Annotated in this window: 17 protein-coding genes; 9 read left to right on the top strand and 8 right to left on the bottom strand. The window is 70.6% G+C overall.

The window, feature by feature from the left end:
* Nucleotides 1-51 precede the first annotated feature (51 nt).
* Nucleotides 52-1,680 (top strand): apolipoprotein N-acyltransferase, encoded by a 1,629-nt coding sequence (gene lnt, locus BIV04_RS00360; protein WP_083396025.1) that lies wholly within the window; start codon nt 52-54, stop codon nt 1,678-1,680.
* Between the two features lie 84 nt (nt 1,681-1,764).
* Here lnt and BIV04_RS00355 read toward each other — a convergent pair whose 3' ends face one another.
* From BIV04_RS00355 to BIV04_RS00340, 4 genes are all read right to left on the bottom strand, one after another.
* On the bottom strand, nt 1,765-2,130 hold the full coding sequence (locus BIV04_RS00355; RefSeq protein WP_043594952.1) for an RNA polymerase-binding protein RbpA: 366 nt from the start codon (nt 2,128-2,130) through the stop codon (nt 1,765-1,767).
* A gap of 116 nt (nt 2,131-2,246) precedes the next feature.
* Nucleotides 2,247-3,035 (bottom strand): glycerophosphodiester phosphodiesterase family protein, encoded by a 789-nt coding sequence (locus tag BIV04_RS00350; RefSeq protein ID WP_071253270.1) that lies wholly within the window; start codon nt 3,033-3,035, stop codon nt 2,247-2,249.
* The gene (locus BIV04_RS00345; RefSeq protein ID WP_083396024.1) at nt 3,035-4,174 is read right to left on the bottom strand and encodes an SPFH domain-containing protein; all 1,140 of its coding nucleotides are present in this window, start codon (nt 4,172-4,174) and stop codon (nt 3,035-3,037) included. Before BIV04_RS00345 ends, BIV04_RS00350 begins: the two co-directional genes overlap by 1 nt.
* A 4-nt stretch (nt 4,175-4,178) precedes the next feature.
* The gene (locus BIV04_RS00340) at nt 4,179-4,658 is read right to left on the bottom strand and encodes an NfeD family protein (RefSeq protein WP_071253268.1); all 480 of its coding nucleotides are present in this window, start codon (nt 4,656-4,658) and stop codon (nt 4,179-4,181) included.
* Between the two features lie 124 nt (nt 4,659-4,782).
* Between BIV04_RS00340 and BIV04_RS00335 the strand changes: the two genes are divergently transcribed.
* From BIV04_RS00335 to BIV04_RS00310, 6 genes are all read left to right on the top strand, one after another.
* Nucleotides 4,783-5,550 carry an SDR family oxidoreductase gene (locus BIV04_RS00335; RefSeq protein ID WP_071253266.1) on the top strand — a complete coding sequence of 256 codons (768 nt, stop codon included), beginning with the start codon at nt 4,783-4,785 and terminating at the stop codon, nt 5,548-5,550.
* 13 nt (nt 5,551-5,563) lie between these two features.
* The gene (locus tag BIV04_RS00330) at nt 5,564-6,028 is read left to right on the top strand and encodes an NUDIX hydrolase (protein ID WP_255364091.1); all 465 of its coding nucleotides are present in this window, start codon (nt 5,564-5,566) and stop codon (nt 6,026-6,028) included.
* Nucleotides 6,029-6,169: 141 nt separating this feature from the next.
* On the top strand, nt 6,170-6,670 hold the full coding sequence (locus tag BIV04_RS00325) for a hypothetical protein (protein WP_071253263.1): 501 nt from the start codon (nt 6,170-6,172) through the stop codon (nt 6,668-6,670).
* Between the two features lie 12 nt (nt 6,671-6,682).
* The gene (folE, locus tag BIV04_RS00320) at nt 6,683-7,270 is read left to right on the top strand and encodes a GTP cyclohydrolase I FolE (protein WP_071253261.1); all 588 of its coding nucleotides are present in this window, start codon (nt 6,683-6,685) and stop codon (nt 7,268-7,270) included.
* Entirely contained in the window at nt 7,263-8,204 is a 942-nt protein-coding gene (gene folP / locus BIV04_RS00315; RefSeq protein ID WP_255364090.1) for a dihydropteroate synthase, read from the top strand. Before folE ends, folP begins: the two co-directional genes overlap by 8 nt.
* Entirely contained in the window at nt 8,201-8,965 is a 765-nt protein-coding gene (locus tag BIV04_RS00310; protein ID WP_071253259.1) for a pyrimidine reductase family protein, read from the top strand. The genes folP and BIV04_RS00310 overlap by 4 nt, the downstream gene beginning before the upstream one ends.
* A 71-nt stretch (nt 8,966-9,036) precedes the next feature.
* Here BIV04_RS00310 and dhaM read toward each other — a convergent pair whose 3' ends face one another.
* The 3 genes from dhaM to dhaK form a co-directional block, all read right to left on the bottom strand.
* Entirely contained in the window at nt 9,037-9,723 is a 687-nt protein-coding gene (dhaM, locus tag BIV04_RS00305) for a dihydroxyacetone kinase phosphoryl donor subunit DhaM (RefSeq protein WP_071253257.1), read from the bottom strand.
* Nucleotides 9,724-9,725: 2 nt separating this feature from the next.
* Nucleotides 9,726-10,376: a dihydroxyacetone kinase subunit DhaL gene (gene dhaL, locus BIV04_RS00300; RefSeq protein WP_071253255.1), complete on the bottom strand. Its 651-nt coding sequence runs from the start codon at nt 10,374-10,376 to the stop codon at nt 9,726-9,728.
* A 98-nt stretch (nt 10,377-10,474) separates the two neighbouring features.
* A complete protein-coding gene (gene dhaK, locus BIV04_RS00295; RefSeq protein WP_071253253.1) occupies nt 10,475-11,476 on the bottom strand; it encodes a dihydroxyacetone kinase subunit DhaK in 1,002 nt (333 codons plus the stop codon).
* Between the two features lie 198 nt (nt 11,477-11,674).
* On the opposite strand from dhaK, the gene BIV04_RS00290 reads away from it, so the two are divergent.
* Nucleotides 11,675-12,412, top strand: a complete 738-nt coding sequence (locus tag BIV04_RS00290) for an MIP/aquaporin family protein (RefSeq protein ID WP_082383341.1) — start codon at nt 11,675-11,677, stop codon at nt 12,410-12,412.
* A 157-nt stretch (nt 12,413-12,569) separates the two neighbouring features.
* A complete protein-coding gene (gene glpK, locus BIV04_RS00285; protein WP_043594942.1) occupies nt 12,570-14,090 on the top strand; it encodes a glycerol kinase GlpK in 1,521 nt (506 codons plus the stop codon).
* Nucleotides 14,091-14,168: 78 nt separating this feature from the next.
* On the opposite strand, the gene trpD is transcribed toward glpK, so the two are convergent.
* Nucleotides 14,169-15,224: an anthranilate phosphoribosyltransferase gene (gene trpD / locus BIV04_RS00280; RefSeq protein WP_071253252.1), complete on the bottom strand. Its 1,056-nt coding sequence runs from the start codon at nt 15,222-15,224 to the stop codon at nt 14,169-14,171.
* Nucleotides 15,225-15,263 lie beyond the last annotated feature (39 nt).

The raw sequence follows: 15,263 nt of genomic DNA, 5'->3' as shown, positions 1-15,263 counted from the left end.
CGACGACCGACGACGACCGGCCTCCCAGACGCCGCCACCTAGAATCGCGGGGTGTCTTCCCGAGCGACCGACGTCCGACTGCCCCTCTGGCTGGCCCTGATCGTCGCGCTCGGCGCCGGTGCCGTCCTCGACGGCGGCTTCCCCGACGGTGACGTCTGGCCACTGACGTTCGTCGGCATCGGATTCGTGCTGTTGGCACTCCGAGGCCGGTCGCTCGGCGGTTCCTTCCTGGTCGGCCTCGTGGCGGGCCTGTCGTTCTACCTGATCCACATCTCGTGGGCGACGCTCTTCCTCGGCGTCGTGCCCTGGGCCGCCCTGTCGACGCTCGAGGCACTCTTCTTCGCCGCGGGGGCGATGCTCATCACCCTGGCGTACCGCTGGGTCCCGCGCGTCTGGCCCGGCACCCTGGGTCGTACGGTCCTCCTGCCGGTGGTCGTCGGGGGGCTCTGGACGCTCCGGGAGTTCGTCGCCGGAACCTGGCCCTACGGCGGGTTCGCCTGGGGCCGGGTGGCGCTGAGTCAATCCGAGAGCCCGTTCGCCGGCCTCGTCGCCTGGCTGGGCATCTCTGGCCTGTCGTTCCTCATGGTGGCGATCGTCGCCGCACTGATCCAGCTCGCCCTCCAGACGACCGTCCGGGGTTCGACCCGTGTGCTGGCGGGTGCCACGGTCGTCGTCGCCGCCCTCGCGGTGCCCGCCTGGCCGACGCACTCCTCCGGCACGGCCACCATCGCCGCCGTCCAGGGTGACGGTGACGCCGGCTACTTCGCCGACCGGCAGTACGGCGACCTGACCAACGCCCAGGTGCTCGCGATGAGCGACCTGCAGGCCCAGCTCGCGCAGTTGCCGGAAGACCAGCGCTCCCTCGACATGATCGTCTGGCCCGAGGGCGGCAGCGACCGCGATCCCACACGCGACGCCACCGGCCGGTACGTCTTCGACGCGATCTCCCGAGGCTACGACGCACCCCTCGTCTCGGGTGTCATCACCGAGAGCGACGACGGCGAGACCGTCTACAACTCGTCCCTCCTCTGGTCCGACGGAGGCGTGCGAGACCAGTACGACAAGAAGCACCCGGTCCCGTTCGGCGAGTACGTCCCCGACCGTGACTTCTGGCGACCCTTCGCCCCCGATCTCATCGACCTGATCGGCCGGGACTACACCCCGGGCACGCGTGACGAGGTCTTCGACCTGGGCGACTTCCGGGCCGGCATCTCGATCTGCTTCGACATCGTCGACGACCAGCTCATCACGAACATGATGGACGAGGGCGCCCAGGTCATCATCGGCCAGACGAACAACGCCGACTTCGGCACCCGTCCCGGCCAGACGGACGAGAACGAGCAGCAGCTCGCGATCGCCCGCCTGCGAGCCATCGAGACGGCCCGACCCCTCGTCAACGTCTCGACCGTCGCCTCGACGCGGGCCATCGACGCTTCGGGCAGGACGACCGCGAGCATCCCCGACTACGAGCCCGGCACCATGGTGGCGGTGGTCGACCTCGGCACCGGGACGACGCCCGCCGTCGCGGCGAGTCGTGCGATCGAGCTGCTCGTGTCGTTCTTCGGTCTCGCGATGCTGTTGCTGTCGCGTTCGTTCATCGGTACCCGCCGATCGGCTCGTCGACGCCGGCTCGACGAGGCACCCGATCCGATCCTGCCGCGGTGGCGCGTCGTCGACTGACGTCTCGCGACGCCCGGCGCGAGAGAAGGCCCGACCACCGTGAGGTGGTCGGGCCTTCTCGTCTTCGTGGTTCAGGCTGGGCCGTCAGGCGCCGATCTTGTGCTGACCCTTGCGGGCCCGCAGGAAGTCGAGTCGTTCTTGGAGGAGCTCCTCGAGCTCGTCACGGCTGCGGCGCTCGAGCAACATGTCCCAGTGACTACGGGGGACCTTCACGTCACCGGCGTCGATCTCGACGGGCTTGCCGTCGGCCGACAGCAGACGACCCTCCTGGCCACTCTTGGGGGACTGCCAGATGTCCGGGATCTCGGCGTCCGCAGCGAACACCATGTCGAACGTCTGACCGTCGGTCGTCTGGTAGACGGCCTTCTTGCGGGGCGAGAACTCCACGCCCTCTTCGCTCTGCAGGCTCTGGCTGCCGAGCCTCATTCCGCGCAAACTGCGATCTGCCATTGTGTGGTCTCCTCTCGCGTTGCAATCACCCGTTGTAACCCGTTCTGGACCTCCGCCGTTCCGAGCCGTGCGATTTCACAGTCCCTTCACAGTGCCCCGGCAGACCGGGACGGCGGTCACGGAGCGCGCCGACGTACCTCGTCGAGGGCCAGGTCGGCACGGTCGGTGACGATCCCGTGGACGCCCAGGGTGAGCAGCCGAACCATGTCGACGGGCTCGTTGACGGTCCAGACATGCGTCTCGACGCCCAGATCCGCCCATTCGGCGACGCGTGCGGCCGTGACGATGCGGACCGGACCCTTGCGCTCGGGGACCTGGACCGCCCGGCACCCGACGAGGGCGCGCCGCACCAGCGTCCGCCTGAGCCCGGGGAGGGGGACGAGGCCCGCGGCCATCGCCGCGACGATGCCCCGGGACGAGGCCGACGTCGCGACTCCCGGCAGGGCCCGGACCGCCCGCAGACGCCTGCGGTGGTCGAAGGAGGTCACCAGGACGCGGTCCGTCGCCCGGACCCGGGCGATCGCGCGGACGGCCGGCGCGACGGCCTCGTCGGACTTGAGGTCGACGTTGAACCGGGTCTCGGGGAAGGCGTCGAGCGCCTCGTCGAGGGTCGGGATCTCGTGCTCACCGTCGAGACGGATCGCCTTGACGTCCGCGAGGTCGAGGTCGAGGAGGCGCTGCTCGCGTCCCGCGACCCGCTTCAGGTCGGGATCGTGGCTGATGACCGCGATGCCGTCGCGCGTGGCGTGCACGTCGGTCTCGACGTAGGTCGCCCCGGCCGACACGGCCAGGGCGAACGCCAGCATGGTGTTCTCGGGAGCCTCGACGGCGAGGCCCCGGTGCGCCAGCACCCGGGGGCCGGCCGGCGCGAACCAGCCGGCCGAGACCGGGGGAGCGGACGGCACTACGAGGTCGCCGGGGGAGCGGTCGGACCGGAGCCCGGGGCACCCGTCTCGGGAGCCGGGCCGGCGGGACCCGCGGCACCCGCGCCTCCGGACCCCGTGGCGGTGCCCGTCCCACCGGGCGTGGTCACCGTCGGGAAGCCGAGGTCGGGTTCGGCCTCGAGGTCGACGGTCGAGGCCAGGTCGGGCGTGACGTCCATCTCGGAGACCTTGGGACCCTCGGCCGGGGTCCACCCGGGTGCGTTCGGGTCGCGAGGCGCGAAGAAGCCCTGCCCGATGCCCTTGAGGGCCTCGGTCAGCTCGCTGGGGATGATCCACATGGTGTTGGCCGAGCCGTCCGCGATCTTCGGCAGGGTCTGGAGGTACTGGTACGCGAGCAGCTTCGGGTCGGGGTCGCCGGCGTGGATGGCGTTGAAGACCGTCGCGATGGCCTCGGCCTCACCCTGGGCCCTCAGCACCTGTGCCTTCGCGTCACCCTCGGCCTTGAGGATCGACGACTGTCGCGACCCCTCGGCCTCGAGGATCTGCGACTGCTTCGTGCCCTCGGCGGTGAGGATGGCCGCACGACGACTGCGCTCGGCACGCATCTGCTGCTCCATGGAGTCCTGGATCGACAGGGGCGGGTCAATGGCCTTCAGTTCGACGCGTCCGACCCGGATGCCCCACTTGCCGGTCGCCTCGTCGAGCACGATGCGCAGTTGGCCGTTGATGTTGTCCCGGCTGGTGAGGGCCTGCTCGAGGTTGAGCCCACCGACCACGTTGCGCAGCGTGGTGGTCGTGAGCTGTTCGACGGCCCCGAGGTAGTTGGCGATCTCGTAGGTGGCCGCGCGCGCGTCGGTCACCTGGAAGTACACGACCGTGTCGATCGAGACGACCAGGTTGTCCTCGGTGATGACGGGCTGCGGGGGGAACGAGACGACCTGCTCGCGCATGTCGATGAGGGGCCGCACCCGGTCGATGAACGGCACGAGCAGGTTGAGGCCGGGGGAGAGGGTCTTGTGGTAACGCCCCAGTCGTTCGACCACGCCGGCACTCGCCTGCGGGATGATGCGGACCGAGCGGAACAGGATGACGAGGACGAGCACGACGACGATCGCGACGACCACGATGGTGACGACGGTGCCGGCACTGATGGTGTCCATGGCTTCAGGACCTCTCTGCGGGGGCGACGAAAGCCGTCGACCCCTCGATGGCGGTCACGACGACCGGGGACCCGGTGTCGAGTGCGAGGTCGGCGCCGACCGACGTCGCGGGGGAGGACAGCACCCGTGCCGTCCAGGTCTCGCCGTTCGACAGCTTCACCTGGCCCGGGTCGGAGCCGATGGGCACGACGACCGTGCCGCGCAGCCCGAGCAGCGCCTCGACGTTGCTGGGGGTCGGATCGCCCCCGCGGCGGAGCGCCCGCAGCAGCGGCGGCCGCACGGTGAACAGCAAGAGGACGGCGAGGACGCCCGCGATGATCGCCTGCAGCCACCACGGGGCGCCGAAGAGTCCGGCGAGCAGACCGCCGACGCTGCCGATGGCCAGCATGAGGAAGGTGAACTCGAGCGTCGTCACCTCGACGATGACGAACACGAGGATGAGCGCGATCCACGCGACCCATGCGTAATCGTTCAGGACGTCCATGTCGACCTTCTCTCGTTCCCCTGTTATGGAAACTACCACCCACCACCGACGGTGACGAGGGGGATTGGTAGGGTCGAGTCCGGTCCGCGGACCGATCGACCCCCCGCACAGTCTGGAGCACGCCTTGTCCAACCCCCTCGCCGCAGAGTCCCTCGCCGGAGCCCGAGTCCTGGTCACCGGGTCGTCCCGGGGGATCGGCGCCGACACCGTGCGCTACTTCGCCGAGGCCGGCGCCAAGGTCGTCGTCAACTACCGCAACAAGGAGAAGCGCGCCCTGCAGCTCGTCGCGAAGATCGAGGAGGCCGGGGGCGAGGCGATCGCCATCGGGGCCGACCTGACCGACGAGGCCAGCCTGGCGACGATGTTCGAGACCGTGCGCGACGCCTGGGGCGGCCTCGACGTCCTCGTCATGAACGCCTCGGGCGGCATGGAGACGGGCATGGCCGAGGACTACGCGCTCAAGCTGAACCGCGACGCCCAGGTCGCGTTGCTGACCGCGGCCCTGCCACTCCTCGCCCCGGGCTCGCGCGTCGTCTTCGTCACGAGCCACCAGGCTCACTTCATCCGCACGACCGAGACCATGCCCGAGTACCTTCCCGTCGCCCTCAGCAAGCGCGCCGGCGAGGACGCCCTGCGCGAGATGCTGCCGCAGCTCGAGACCGCGGGCGTCGAGTTCGTCGTCGTCTCGGGCGACATGATCGAGGGCACCATCACGGCGACCCTTCTCGAGCGGTCGAACCCCGGCGCCATCTCGTCGCGGAAAGAGAGCGCGGGCAAGCTGTACAACGTCGCCGAGTTCGCCGCCGAGGTCGCGTCGGCCGCCGTCGAGCCCGTCCCGGCCGACCACACCCGGCTGGTGGGCGACACCAGCGACTTCGCGCCGATCGTCTGAGACGGGGCCCCTCGTGACCGAGCGCATCGTCCGACCGACCTCGCGCCTCCTCGTCCTCGACGGGGACGACCGCGTGCTGCTCATGAAGACGGTGGCGCCCGACACCAGTCGGTCAGCACGCTGGATCACCCCGGGTGGCGGGGTCGACCCGGGCGAGACCCACGTCGAGGCGGCCGTCCGCGAGCTGCACGAAGAGACCGGCCAGGTGATCACCGAGGTCGGCGACGTCGTGCGCGTGGACGACTTCGAGGTGGCCTGGGACGACGCCGACCACACGCACGGTCACGCGGAGTTCTTCGTCGTCCGCCTGCCGCACTTCGAGGTCGTCGACGACGACTGGACCGACGAGGAGCGCACCGACATCCTCGAGTCGCGCTGGTTCAGCCTCGACGAGCTGACGACCATCGACGAGCCGGTCGAGCCCGGCGACCTGGCCGAGCTGCTGCGCGAGGTGCTGGAGGGATCGTCCGGCGCCTGAGGGTCAGAGGACGCCCGTGCACCCCTTCCGGTTGTCACGGTTGGTGACTGATAATGCACATTATGTCAAGTAATGTGAAATCGTGCGACGGAAGCACTCCCCGCTGACGCACGCCGCGCCTCCTCGGAGTTGCCTGGTCGCATGACGACCGATGCGACCCATACACCGCCCGACGACGCGCACCGCCGACCCGACGGACTCGACGACGACACCGTCGCGGCGCTCGGCGAACTCTCGGCCGCGCTCGAGATCGTTGAACAGGCCCGAGGATTCCTGTACGGGTTCCACCGACTGACCGGCAAGGCCGACCTGGCGCTCGGCGACGCCGTCGAGTCGCTCCGTCGAGCCGGCCACGTCGAGGTCGCGGACCTGCTCGATCAGGATCTCGTCGGTCGAAACGTCGTCGAGGGCCGCTGGACCTACCAGATCGTCGAGGACTACGACGACGGGTACTACGCCGCGTTCCGCGACCACGAGCAGAACATACGTGATTCTCTCGCGGGCGGCAAGAGGCATCTCTTCGAGGCCGAGATGAAGGAGGCGCGGCGCAGCCACGGACGACGGCACCACGAGGCGCTCCCCCGCGAATCGACGACACCAGGCGCGGACGGGAACGACTCCGCGGTCGATCCCGTCGCCTGAGAAGATGGTCCGATGACTCCCCCGCCCATCGACCGGCCCCGCATCGAGGCCGCCGTGCTCGAACTGCTCGCCGCGATCGGTGAGGACGTCGACCGTCCGGGGCTCGAGTCCACCCCTCGACGCGTTGCCGACGCCTACGCCGAGTTCTTCTCCGGTCTGTCCGTCGACGCGTCCGATCTCGTCCGCCAGGCCACGGTCCCGGCCGAGGCCCACCAACTGGGCGAGGTCGTGATCGTGCGAGACATCTCGTTCCGGTCGGTGTGCGAGCACCACCTGCTGCCCTTCGTCGGCGTCGCGCACGTGGCCTACGTGCCGGGCGAGACGATCGTCGGGTTGGGCGCGCTCCCCCGGGTGGTCGACGCCGTGGCCTCGCGCCCGCAGCTCCAGGAGCGCCTCGGCGAGGAGATCGCCGAAGCCGTGCAGGCGGGCGCCCGCCCGGACGGCGTCCTCGTGGTGCTCGACGCCTCGCACGGGTGCGTCACGACCCGGGGCCCCCGTCAGACCGGCAGCACGACGGTGACGCTCGCGAGTCGGGGCGTCCTGTCCGAGCCGTCGGCGCGGGCCGAGGCGGTCGCCCTGATCGGCGCGCCTCGTGTCTGAGGCCGCGGCGCAGCACCGCGAGGGCGACTCCCCCGGGCTCGCCCTCCCCCCTCTGCTCGTCCCCCGACGGCGCATCGGGTCGCGGACCTTCGACTTCTCCCGCCAGGTCGCCGTGATGGCGATCGTGAACCGCACGCCCGACTCGTTCTTTGACCGGGGTGCGACCTTCGCCCTCGACCGCGCCGTGCAGGCCGCCGTGGACGCGGCCGCGGCGGGCGCCGACTGGGTCGACATCGGGGGCGTCCCCTTCGCGCCCGGGCCCGAACTGTCCGCCTCCGACGAACTCGACCGAGTCCTGCCCGTGGTGGAGGCGCTCGCGAGTCGGTCGGACGTCGTGATCTCGGTCGACACCTTCCGCCCCGAGGTCGCCGAACGCGTCATCGCCGCCGGAGCCCACGTCGTCAACGACACGACGGGGCTCCACGACCCGCGGTTGGCCGACGTGGTCGCCGACAGCGGCGCCACGCTGGTCGTCACCCACAGCCTGGCCGCACCCCGACGCCCGCATCCCCGGCCGCACTACGACGACGTCGTCGCCGAGGTCGTCGAGTTCCTCGCGCGGCGGGTCGACGTGGCCCGCGGCCACGGGGTGCCCGACGACCGACTCGTCGTCGACCCGGGGCACGACCTGAACAAGACGACCCGGCACTCGCTCGAGCTGACCCGGCGCCTGTCCGAGGTGGCCGCCCTGGGCCACCCGACGCTCGCCGCGGTCTCCAACAAGGACTTCGTCGGCGAGTCCCTCGGTCGCGACAAACCCGACCGCCTGGCCGGCTCGCTCGCGGCGGCCACGATGAGCGTGCTGCAGGGCGCGCGCATCGTCCGGATGCACGACGTCCGGTCCAGCGTCGACGCCGTCCGCATGGTCGAGGCGATCCTCGGCTGGCGCGACCCCGTCGTCGAGCGCCACAACGTCGCCGAGGACGTCTCGTGACCGCGGCCGCCATCTCGCAGTTGCATCCCGCTCCCCCGGTGGGCGGTGGCACGCTGACCATGGACGATCTCGTCGAGCTCCACCGGCCCCACGACCGGACGACACCTCGCGTGCGAGCGAACTTCGTCGCGAGCGTCGACGGCTCGGCGACGGCCGCCGGGCGGACCCGCGACCTGGGCGGCCCCGCCGACCTGCTCGTCTTCGACCTGTTGCGTCAGCTCTCCGACGTCGTCGTGGTCGGTGCGGGCACGGTCCGCGACGAGGGCTACGGCCCGATGCGGCTCGGCGACGAGGCCGTCGCCTGGCGGCGCGAGGCCGGCCTGCCCGATCATCCCGTCTTCGCCGTCGTCTCCGGGCGGCTCGGGCTCGACCCGACGAGCGACGTGTTCGCCGATGCGCCCGTCCGGCCACTGGTGCTCACCCACGACGAGGCACCTCGCACGGCTCGGGCCCGCCTCGACGAGGTCGCCGACGTCGTTTCGTGCGGTCGCGACCGGGTCGACCCGCGCCTCCTCGTCCGGGCCCTGGTCGAGCGGGGACTGGCGCAGATCCACACCGAGGGCGGCCCTGCATTGCTCGGCGACCTGGTCGCCGCCGACGTCGTCGACGAACTGTGCCTCACCGTCTCGCCGAACCTCGAGGGCGGAGCCGGGCCGCGCATCGTCGCGGCCCGTGAGGCCATGGCGCTGCGCGGCCTCGCCCTCGACCACGTCCTGCTGTCGGGCGACATGCTGCTGACGAAGTGGTCGCGACGGCGCTGACCCCGGCGTGCCCACGACCCCGAGGGTCAGCCGACGACCCCGAGGTCAGGAGGCGCGGTTCCGGCGACCGATCAGCTCGCCTTCTCGCCGAAGCCGCCCTCGATCAGCGTGATGAGGTCGTCCACGGCGGCCGCGGCGTCCGGGCCGGTCGCCATCACGGCCACCGTCGAACCGACGCCCACGTTCAACCCCATGATGCGCAACAGGCTCTTGGCGTCGACGCCGTTCACCGTGACGTCGGCCTGGAACCGCGACGCGTGCGTGACGAGGTCGGCGGCCGGGCGGGCGTGCAGCCCCGACGCGTTGACGAGCACGGCCGATCGCTCGACGGCGTCGCCACCGCGGAGGTCGCGCTCGTCGGCATGGGCGTCGGCGACGCCGGTGGCCGTCCGGGCCGCCGCCGCGACGGCCTCGAGGTCTCCCCCGGTCTCGGCGGAGACGGCTGCGGCCACCGTGCCCTCGACCAGAGGGGCGTCGGCGATGACCACGCGCTGCTTGTCGGCGTCGTCGAGGAAGTCGACGGCCGTCTCGCTCGTGAGGATGGCTGAGCCGAGGTCGCAGAGCACCACCGCTCCGCCGCCTTGCGATGCCTCGGCGAGGGCGGCGGAGATCTTGTCGAAGCTGGTGCCGATGGACCCGTCGTCGGTCCCTCCGGCAGCCACGAGGGTGGTCGTGGGGGCCATCTGGCGGGCCAGGTCGACCACGCCCTCGGCGATCTTGGCACTGTGCGAGACGACGACGATTCCGATGGTGGGCATTCTCAGGACTCCTTGCTCGAGCGGTCGGCGGCGTCGGCCGCCGCGGCGATGATGAGGGACGACGACTGCGCGCCGGGGTCGCGGTGACCCACGGCACGGTCGCCGAGGTAGCTGGCTCGACCCTTGCGGGCGACGAGGGGTTCGGTCGACTCGGCACCGGTCGCCGCGGCGTCGGCTGCGGCGCGGAGGACGGCTGCGGGCGACGCTCCGTCCGCAGCGGCCGCGGCAGCCGCGTCGACGGCCGGGGTCCACGCGTCGATCATGGTCTTGTCGCCGACCTCCGCCTTGCCTCTCAGCACGACGCCGTCACGGGCCGCCGTGAGGAACGCGACCAGCGCCTCCGCGTCCAGCTCGGTTGCGTCGCCCAGAGCGGCCGACCCTTTGAGGTACGCGGTGCCGAGCAGGGGGCCCGACGCGCCGCCCACCGTCGAGATGAGGGTCGTGGCCACGAGCTTGAGCGCGGCCCCGGGCGTCGCATCGGCGGGGAGGTCGGCGAGCTTGGCCCGGACGGCGGTGAAGCCCCGCGACAGGTTCTCACCGTGGTCGCCGTCGCCGATCTGCCGGTCGAGCTCGCTGAGTGCCGTGTGTTCGGCAGCGACGACGTCGGCCGTCCGGTCGATCCAGGCCCGGGTCCAGGTGGCGTCGAGTGTCATGCGGTGGTCGTTCCTCTCGTGGTGCGGTGATGCGGTGCTGCGCGCCCGCGGTCGGGGCTCCGGGGTCCGGGGTCCGTGCCCGAGGTCCGGGCAGACGTCTATCGGCCTCGGCGCAACGCCACGGTCTCGACCGGGGCGTCCCAGAGCTCGGTCAGCTCGTCGTCCAGACGGGTCAGCGTGATCGACATGCCCTGCATCTCGAGCGACGTGACGTACGAGCCGACCAGGCTGCGGTACACCTCGACGCCTCGTGCCTCGAGCGCCTCGGCAGCCCGGCGGTAGGCGATGTACAGCTCGACGAGAGGCGTGCCTCCCATGCCGTTCACGAAGAGCAGCACCCGGTCGCCGGATGCGAGCCCCAGATCGTCGGTGACGGCGTCGAGCAGGCGATCGACGATGGCGTCGACCGGCTCGAGGGGGATGCGCTCACGGCCCGGTTCACCATGGATGCCGATGCCGATCTCGACCTCGTCGTCGGCCAGCGTGAAGCTCGGCTCACCGGCATGCGGGACCGTGCCCGCGGAGAGCGCGACGCCCATCGACCGGGTCGCCGCGTTCGTGCGTCGGGCCACCTCGGCGACGGCGTCGAGCGAGTCGCCCCGCTCGGCGGCGGCCCCTGCGGTCTTCTCGACCACGACCGTTCCGGCGACGCCTCGGCGTCCGGCGGTGTACAGCGAGTCCTTGACCGCCACGTCGTCGTCCACGAGCACCGTCCGGATCGTGATGCCCTCGGCCTCGGCGAGGTCGGCCGCCGTCTCGAAGTTGAGCACGTCGCCCGTGTAGTTCTTGACGATGTACAGGACGCCTGCGCCGGCGTCCACGGCCTGCGTCGCGGCGACGATCGGATCGGGCGTGGGCGACGTGAAGACGGGGCCCGGCACCGCGGCCGACAGCATGCCGAAGCCGACGAACCCCGCGTGCAGGGGCTCGTGACCGCTGCCGCCGCCGCTGACGAGTGCGACTTTCCCCGGCACGGGAGCGGCCGAACGGCGGACGAACGTCGGATCGTGTGAGACGACCACGAGGTCGGCGTGCGCCGCGCCGAAGCCGGCGACGGCCTCGTCGACGACGTCGGACGGATCGTTGATGAGCTTCTTCATCGAAGTCCCTTTCTCGGCGCGAGAGACGGTGCTCGGGTGCACCAGGCTGCCGCTCAACCTACTCCCAGGACCCCCTGATGCACATATGTGCAAACACCTGATCTTTCCTTCTCGTCGCATGTGATCACAGCACTAAGGTGTTGACACACGCTCACCGCGGGTGCACTGTCGCCCCGCCGTACGACAAGGAAGGTCGACGTGAACCTGGGATTGATTTTTCTTTCAGAAACGGTGGGCACCGCATTGCTGCTCACCCTCGGTGGCGGAGTCGTCGCCAACGTCGCCCTGACGAAGACGAAGGGCTTCAACGGCGGCACGCTCATGGTCAACTTCGGCTGGGGCCTCGCGGTCTTCGTCGGAATCCTGGCCTCGTACTCGTCCGGGGCGCACCTGAACCCGGCCGTCAGCATCGCGCAGCTGATCCTCGGCAACATCACGTTCGCCGCGTTCCTGGTCTACGTCGCGGCGCAGATGGTCGGTGCCATCATCGGTGCGGTCGTCGTCTGGCTGGCCTACAAGCAGCACTTCGACGACGAGCCCGACCCCGCCACGAAGCTGGGCGTGTTCTCGACCGGCCCTGCGATCCGCAATTACGGCTGGAACCTCGTGACCGAGATCATCGGCACCTTCGTGCTGGTCTTCACGATCATCGCCATCACCAACGGCGCCTCCCCGAACGCTGCCAACCTCGGTCCGCTCGGCGGCCTCGCCGTCGCGCTGCTCGTGGTCGGCATCGGCGCCTCGCTCGGTGGCCCCACCGGCTACGCCATCAACCCCGCCCGTGACCTCGGACCCCGCATCGCCCACGCGTTCCTGCCCATCAAGGGCAAGGGCGGCAGCGACTGGTCCTACGCCTGGGTGCCGGTCGTCGGCCCTCTCGTCGGTGGCGCCCTCGCGGCGCTGCTGTCCTTCCCGCTCCTCCCCCTCGCCGCCTGACCCGGCGACCCACTGATCGGTCGAGGCCGGCTCCCCCGGGCCGCCCGACGCCGATCGATCCACCCGCTCCCAGCAGAGGCTCGGGCCCGTCCGCTCGAATGGACCGACCCGAGCCTCCGTGCGAGCCGCATCCATCAACGACGAAGGAGTTCCACCCGTGAGCGACACCGACTACGTCCTGGCCATCGACCAGGGAACCACCAGCACCCGCGCCATCATCTTCGACCACTCGGGTTCGATCGTGGCCACCGGCCAGAAAGAGCACGAGCAGATCTTCCCCCGCGCCGGCTGGGTCGAGCACGACCCCGCCGAGATCTGGGAGAACACCCGCGAGGTCATCGGTCAGGCCCTCTCCCGCGCCGACATCACGCGCCACAACATCAAGGCCGTCGGCATCACCAACCAGCGCGAGACCGCCGTGGTCTGGGACAAGACCACCGGCAAGGCCGTCTACAACGCCATCGTCTGGCAGGACACCCGCACGCAACCCATCGTCGACCGCCTGGCCGCCGACGGAGGCGTCGAGCGCTTCAAGCCCATCGTCGGCCTGCCGCTCGCGACCTACTTCTCGGGCACGAAGGTCGTCTGGATCCTCGAGAACGTCGAGGGCGCCCGCGAGAAGGCCGAGGCCGGCGACCTGCTGTTCGGCACGACCGACACCTGGGTCCTCTGGAACCTCACCGGTGGTACCGACGGGGGCGTCCACGTCACCGACGTCACGAACGCCTCGCGCACCCTCTTCATGGACCTCGAGACGCTCGAGTGGCGCGACGACATCCTCGAGGCGTTCGACGTGCCGAGGTCGATGCTTCCCGAGATCAAGAGCTCGTCCGAGGTCTACGGCACGGTCGAGGCCTCGAGCCTGCTGCGCGAGGTGCCCATCGCCGGCATCCTCGGCGACCAGCAGGCCGCCACGTTCGGTCAGGCCGCCTTCGACCAGGGCGAGTCGAAGAACACGTACGGCACCGGCAACTTCCTGATCTTCAACACGGGCGAAGAGATCGTCCACTCGAAGAACGGGCTGCTCACGACGCTCGGCTACAAGCTCGGCGACGCCGCACCGCACTACGCCCTCGAGGGGTCGATCGCCGTCACGGGCTCGCTGATCCAGTGGCTGCGCGACAACCTGGGCATGATCGGCTCGGCCCCCGAGGTCGAAGAGCTGGCCAAGACCGTCGAGGACAACGGCGGGGTCTACTTCGTGCCCGCGTTCTCGGGTCTGTTCGCGCCCTACTGGCGCTCGGACGCGCGAGGCGCCCTCGTGGGCCTCACCCGTTACGTCAACAAGGGTCACATCGCCCGTGCCGCCCTCGAGGCGACCGCGTTCCAGACCCGTGAGGTGCTCGACGCGGTCAACGCCGACTCGGGCGTCGACCTGACCGAGCTCAAGGTCGACGGCGGCATGACCGCCAACGACGCGCTCATGCAGTTCCAGGCCGACATCCTCGACGTCCCGGTCGTCCGCCCGGTGGTCGCCGAGACCACCGCCCTCGGCGCGGCCTACGCGGCCGGTCTCGCGGTCGGCTTCTGGGAGACCCTCGACGACCTCCGTGCCAACTGGCAGGAGGACAAGCGCTGGACCCCGAACATCGACGCCGACGAGCGTGACCGCACGCTGCGTCTCTGGAAGAAGGCCGTCACGAAGACCTTCGACTGGGTCGACGACGACGTCAACTGATCCCCCGCGCGAAGGGCCCGTCCGACCGGACGGGCCCTTCGTCGTCCGCCCCCTCAGGACGAGGAGGCGCGGTGCACCTCAGGAGGCGCGGGTCGCCGCCACCCACTGGTCCAGTTTCGCGATCGCCGCGCCCGAGTCGACGGCCCGGGCCGCGACGTCCAGCTGCTCCCGGAAACGAGCGAGGAGGGGCCGTTCGCGCTGGCCCGGATCAGCCGCCAGCCCGTAGGACACCAGTCCGGCCGCGGCGTTGAGCAGCACGATGTCGCGGACCGGACCGCGCTCCCCCGCGAGGACCTCACGGGCGATGCCCGCGTTGTGCGCCGCGTCCCCCCCGACGAGGTCGGAGATGCGCGCGCGGGGGATGCCCAACTCGAGGGGATCGAGGTCGTGCTCGGTCACCGACCCCCCGGTGACCTCCCAGATGTGGCTGTGACCCGTCGTGGTCAGTTCGTCGAGGCCGTCGTCCCCGCGGAACACGAGGGCGGTCGCGCCGCGCGTCTGGAACACGCCGACGATCAGCGGCACCTTGTCGAGCGACGCGACGCCGACCGCGCTCGCCTCGGGTCGTGCCGGGTTCACCAGGGGCCCCAGGAAATTGAAGACCGTCGGGACGCCGATCTCGCGACGTACGGCGGCGGCGTTGCCGAAGCCCGGATGGAAGGCGGCGGCGAAGGCGAAGGTCAACCCCGCCTCGCGCAAGACCTCCGCCACGCGGTCGGCCCCGATGGTCAGGTCGATGCCGAGGGCCGACAGCACGTCCGACGAGCCGGACGACGAGCTCGCCGCCCGGTTGCCGTGCTTGATGACCGGCACACCGGTCGCCGCCACGACGACCGAGGCCATTGTCGAGACGTTCACCGTCCCGAAGCGGTCACCACCCGTTCCGACGATGTCGACCGCCATGCTGTCGACCGGGAGGGGCACGGCATGAGAGAGGACGGCATCGCGGAAGCCAACGATCTCGTCCACCGTCTCGCCCTTGGCACGGAGGGCGACCAGGAAGGCCCCGAGCTGGGCAGGGGTCACGTCGCCCGTCATGACCTGCTCCATGGACCACGTGGCCTCGCTGATCGAGAGGTCGCGCCCGGTGAGGAGCGCGTCGATGATCGAGGGCCAGGTGAGCTCGGAGGTCATGGGCCCAGGCTACCGGCGGATCATATGGCGCTCCGATGT

The organism is Frigoribacterium sp. MCBA15_019 (assembly GCF_001864945.1).
Lineage (GTDB): Bacteria > Actinomycetota > Actinomycetes > Actinomycetales > Microbacteriaceae > Frigoribacterium.
This window is presented reverse-complemented; position numbering and strand designations above follow the sequence as displayed.

What these genes read in the sequence shown, in the direction of transcription:
- BIV04_RS00355 (WP_043594952.1), bottom strand. Translation starts at nt 2,130, where the DNA reads ATGGCAGATCGCAGTTTGCGCGGAATGAGGCTCGGCAGCCAGAGCCTG.
- BIV04_RS00345 (WP_083396024.1), bottom strand. Translation starts at nt 4,174, where the DNA reads ATGGACACCATCAGTGCCGGCACCGTCGTCACCATCGTGGTCGTCGCG.
- BIV04_RS00340 (WP_071253268.1), bottom strand. Translation starts at nt 4,658, where the DNA reads ATGGACGTCCTGAACGATTACGCATGGGTCGCGTGGATCGCGCTCATC.
- BIV04_RS00325 (WP_071253263.1), top strand. Translation starts at nt 6,170, where the DNA reads ATGACGACCGATGCGACCCATACACCGCCCGACGACGCGCACCGCCGA.
- folE (WP_071253261.1), top strand. Translation starts at nt 6,683, where the DNA reads ATGACTCCCCCGCCCATCGACCGGCCCCGCATCGAGGCCGCCGTGCTC.
- dhaM (WP_071253257.1), bottom strand. Translation starts at nt 9,723, where the DNA reads ATGCCCACCATCGGAATCGTCGTCGTCTCGCACAGTGCCAAGATCGCC.
- dhaL (WP_071253255.1), bottom strand. Translation starts at nt 10,376, where the DNA reads ATGACACTCGACGCCACCTGGACCCGGGCCTGGATCGACCGGACGGCC.
- dhaK (WP_071253253.1), bottom strand. Translation starts at nt 11,476, where the DNA reads ATGAAGAAGCTCATCAACGATCCGTCCGACGTCGTCGACGAGGCCGTC.
- trpD (WP_071253252.1), bottom strand. Translation starts at nt 15,224, where the DNA reads ATGACCTCCGAGCTCACCTGGCCCTCGATCATCGACGCGCTCCTCACC.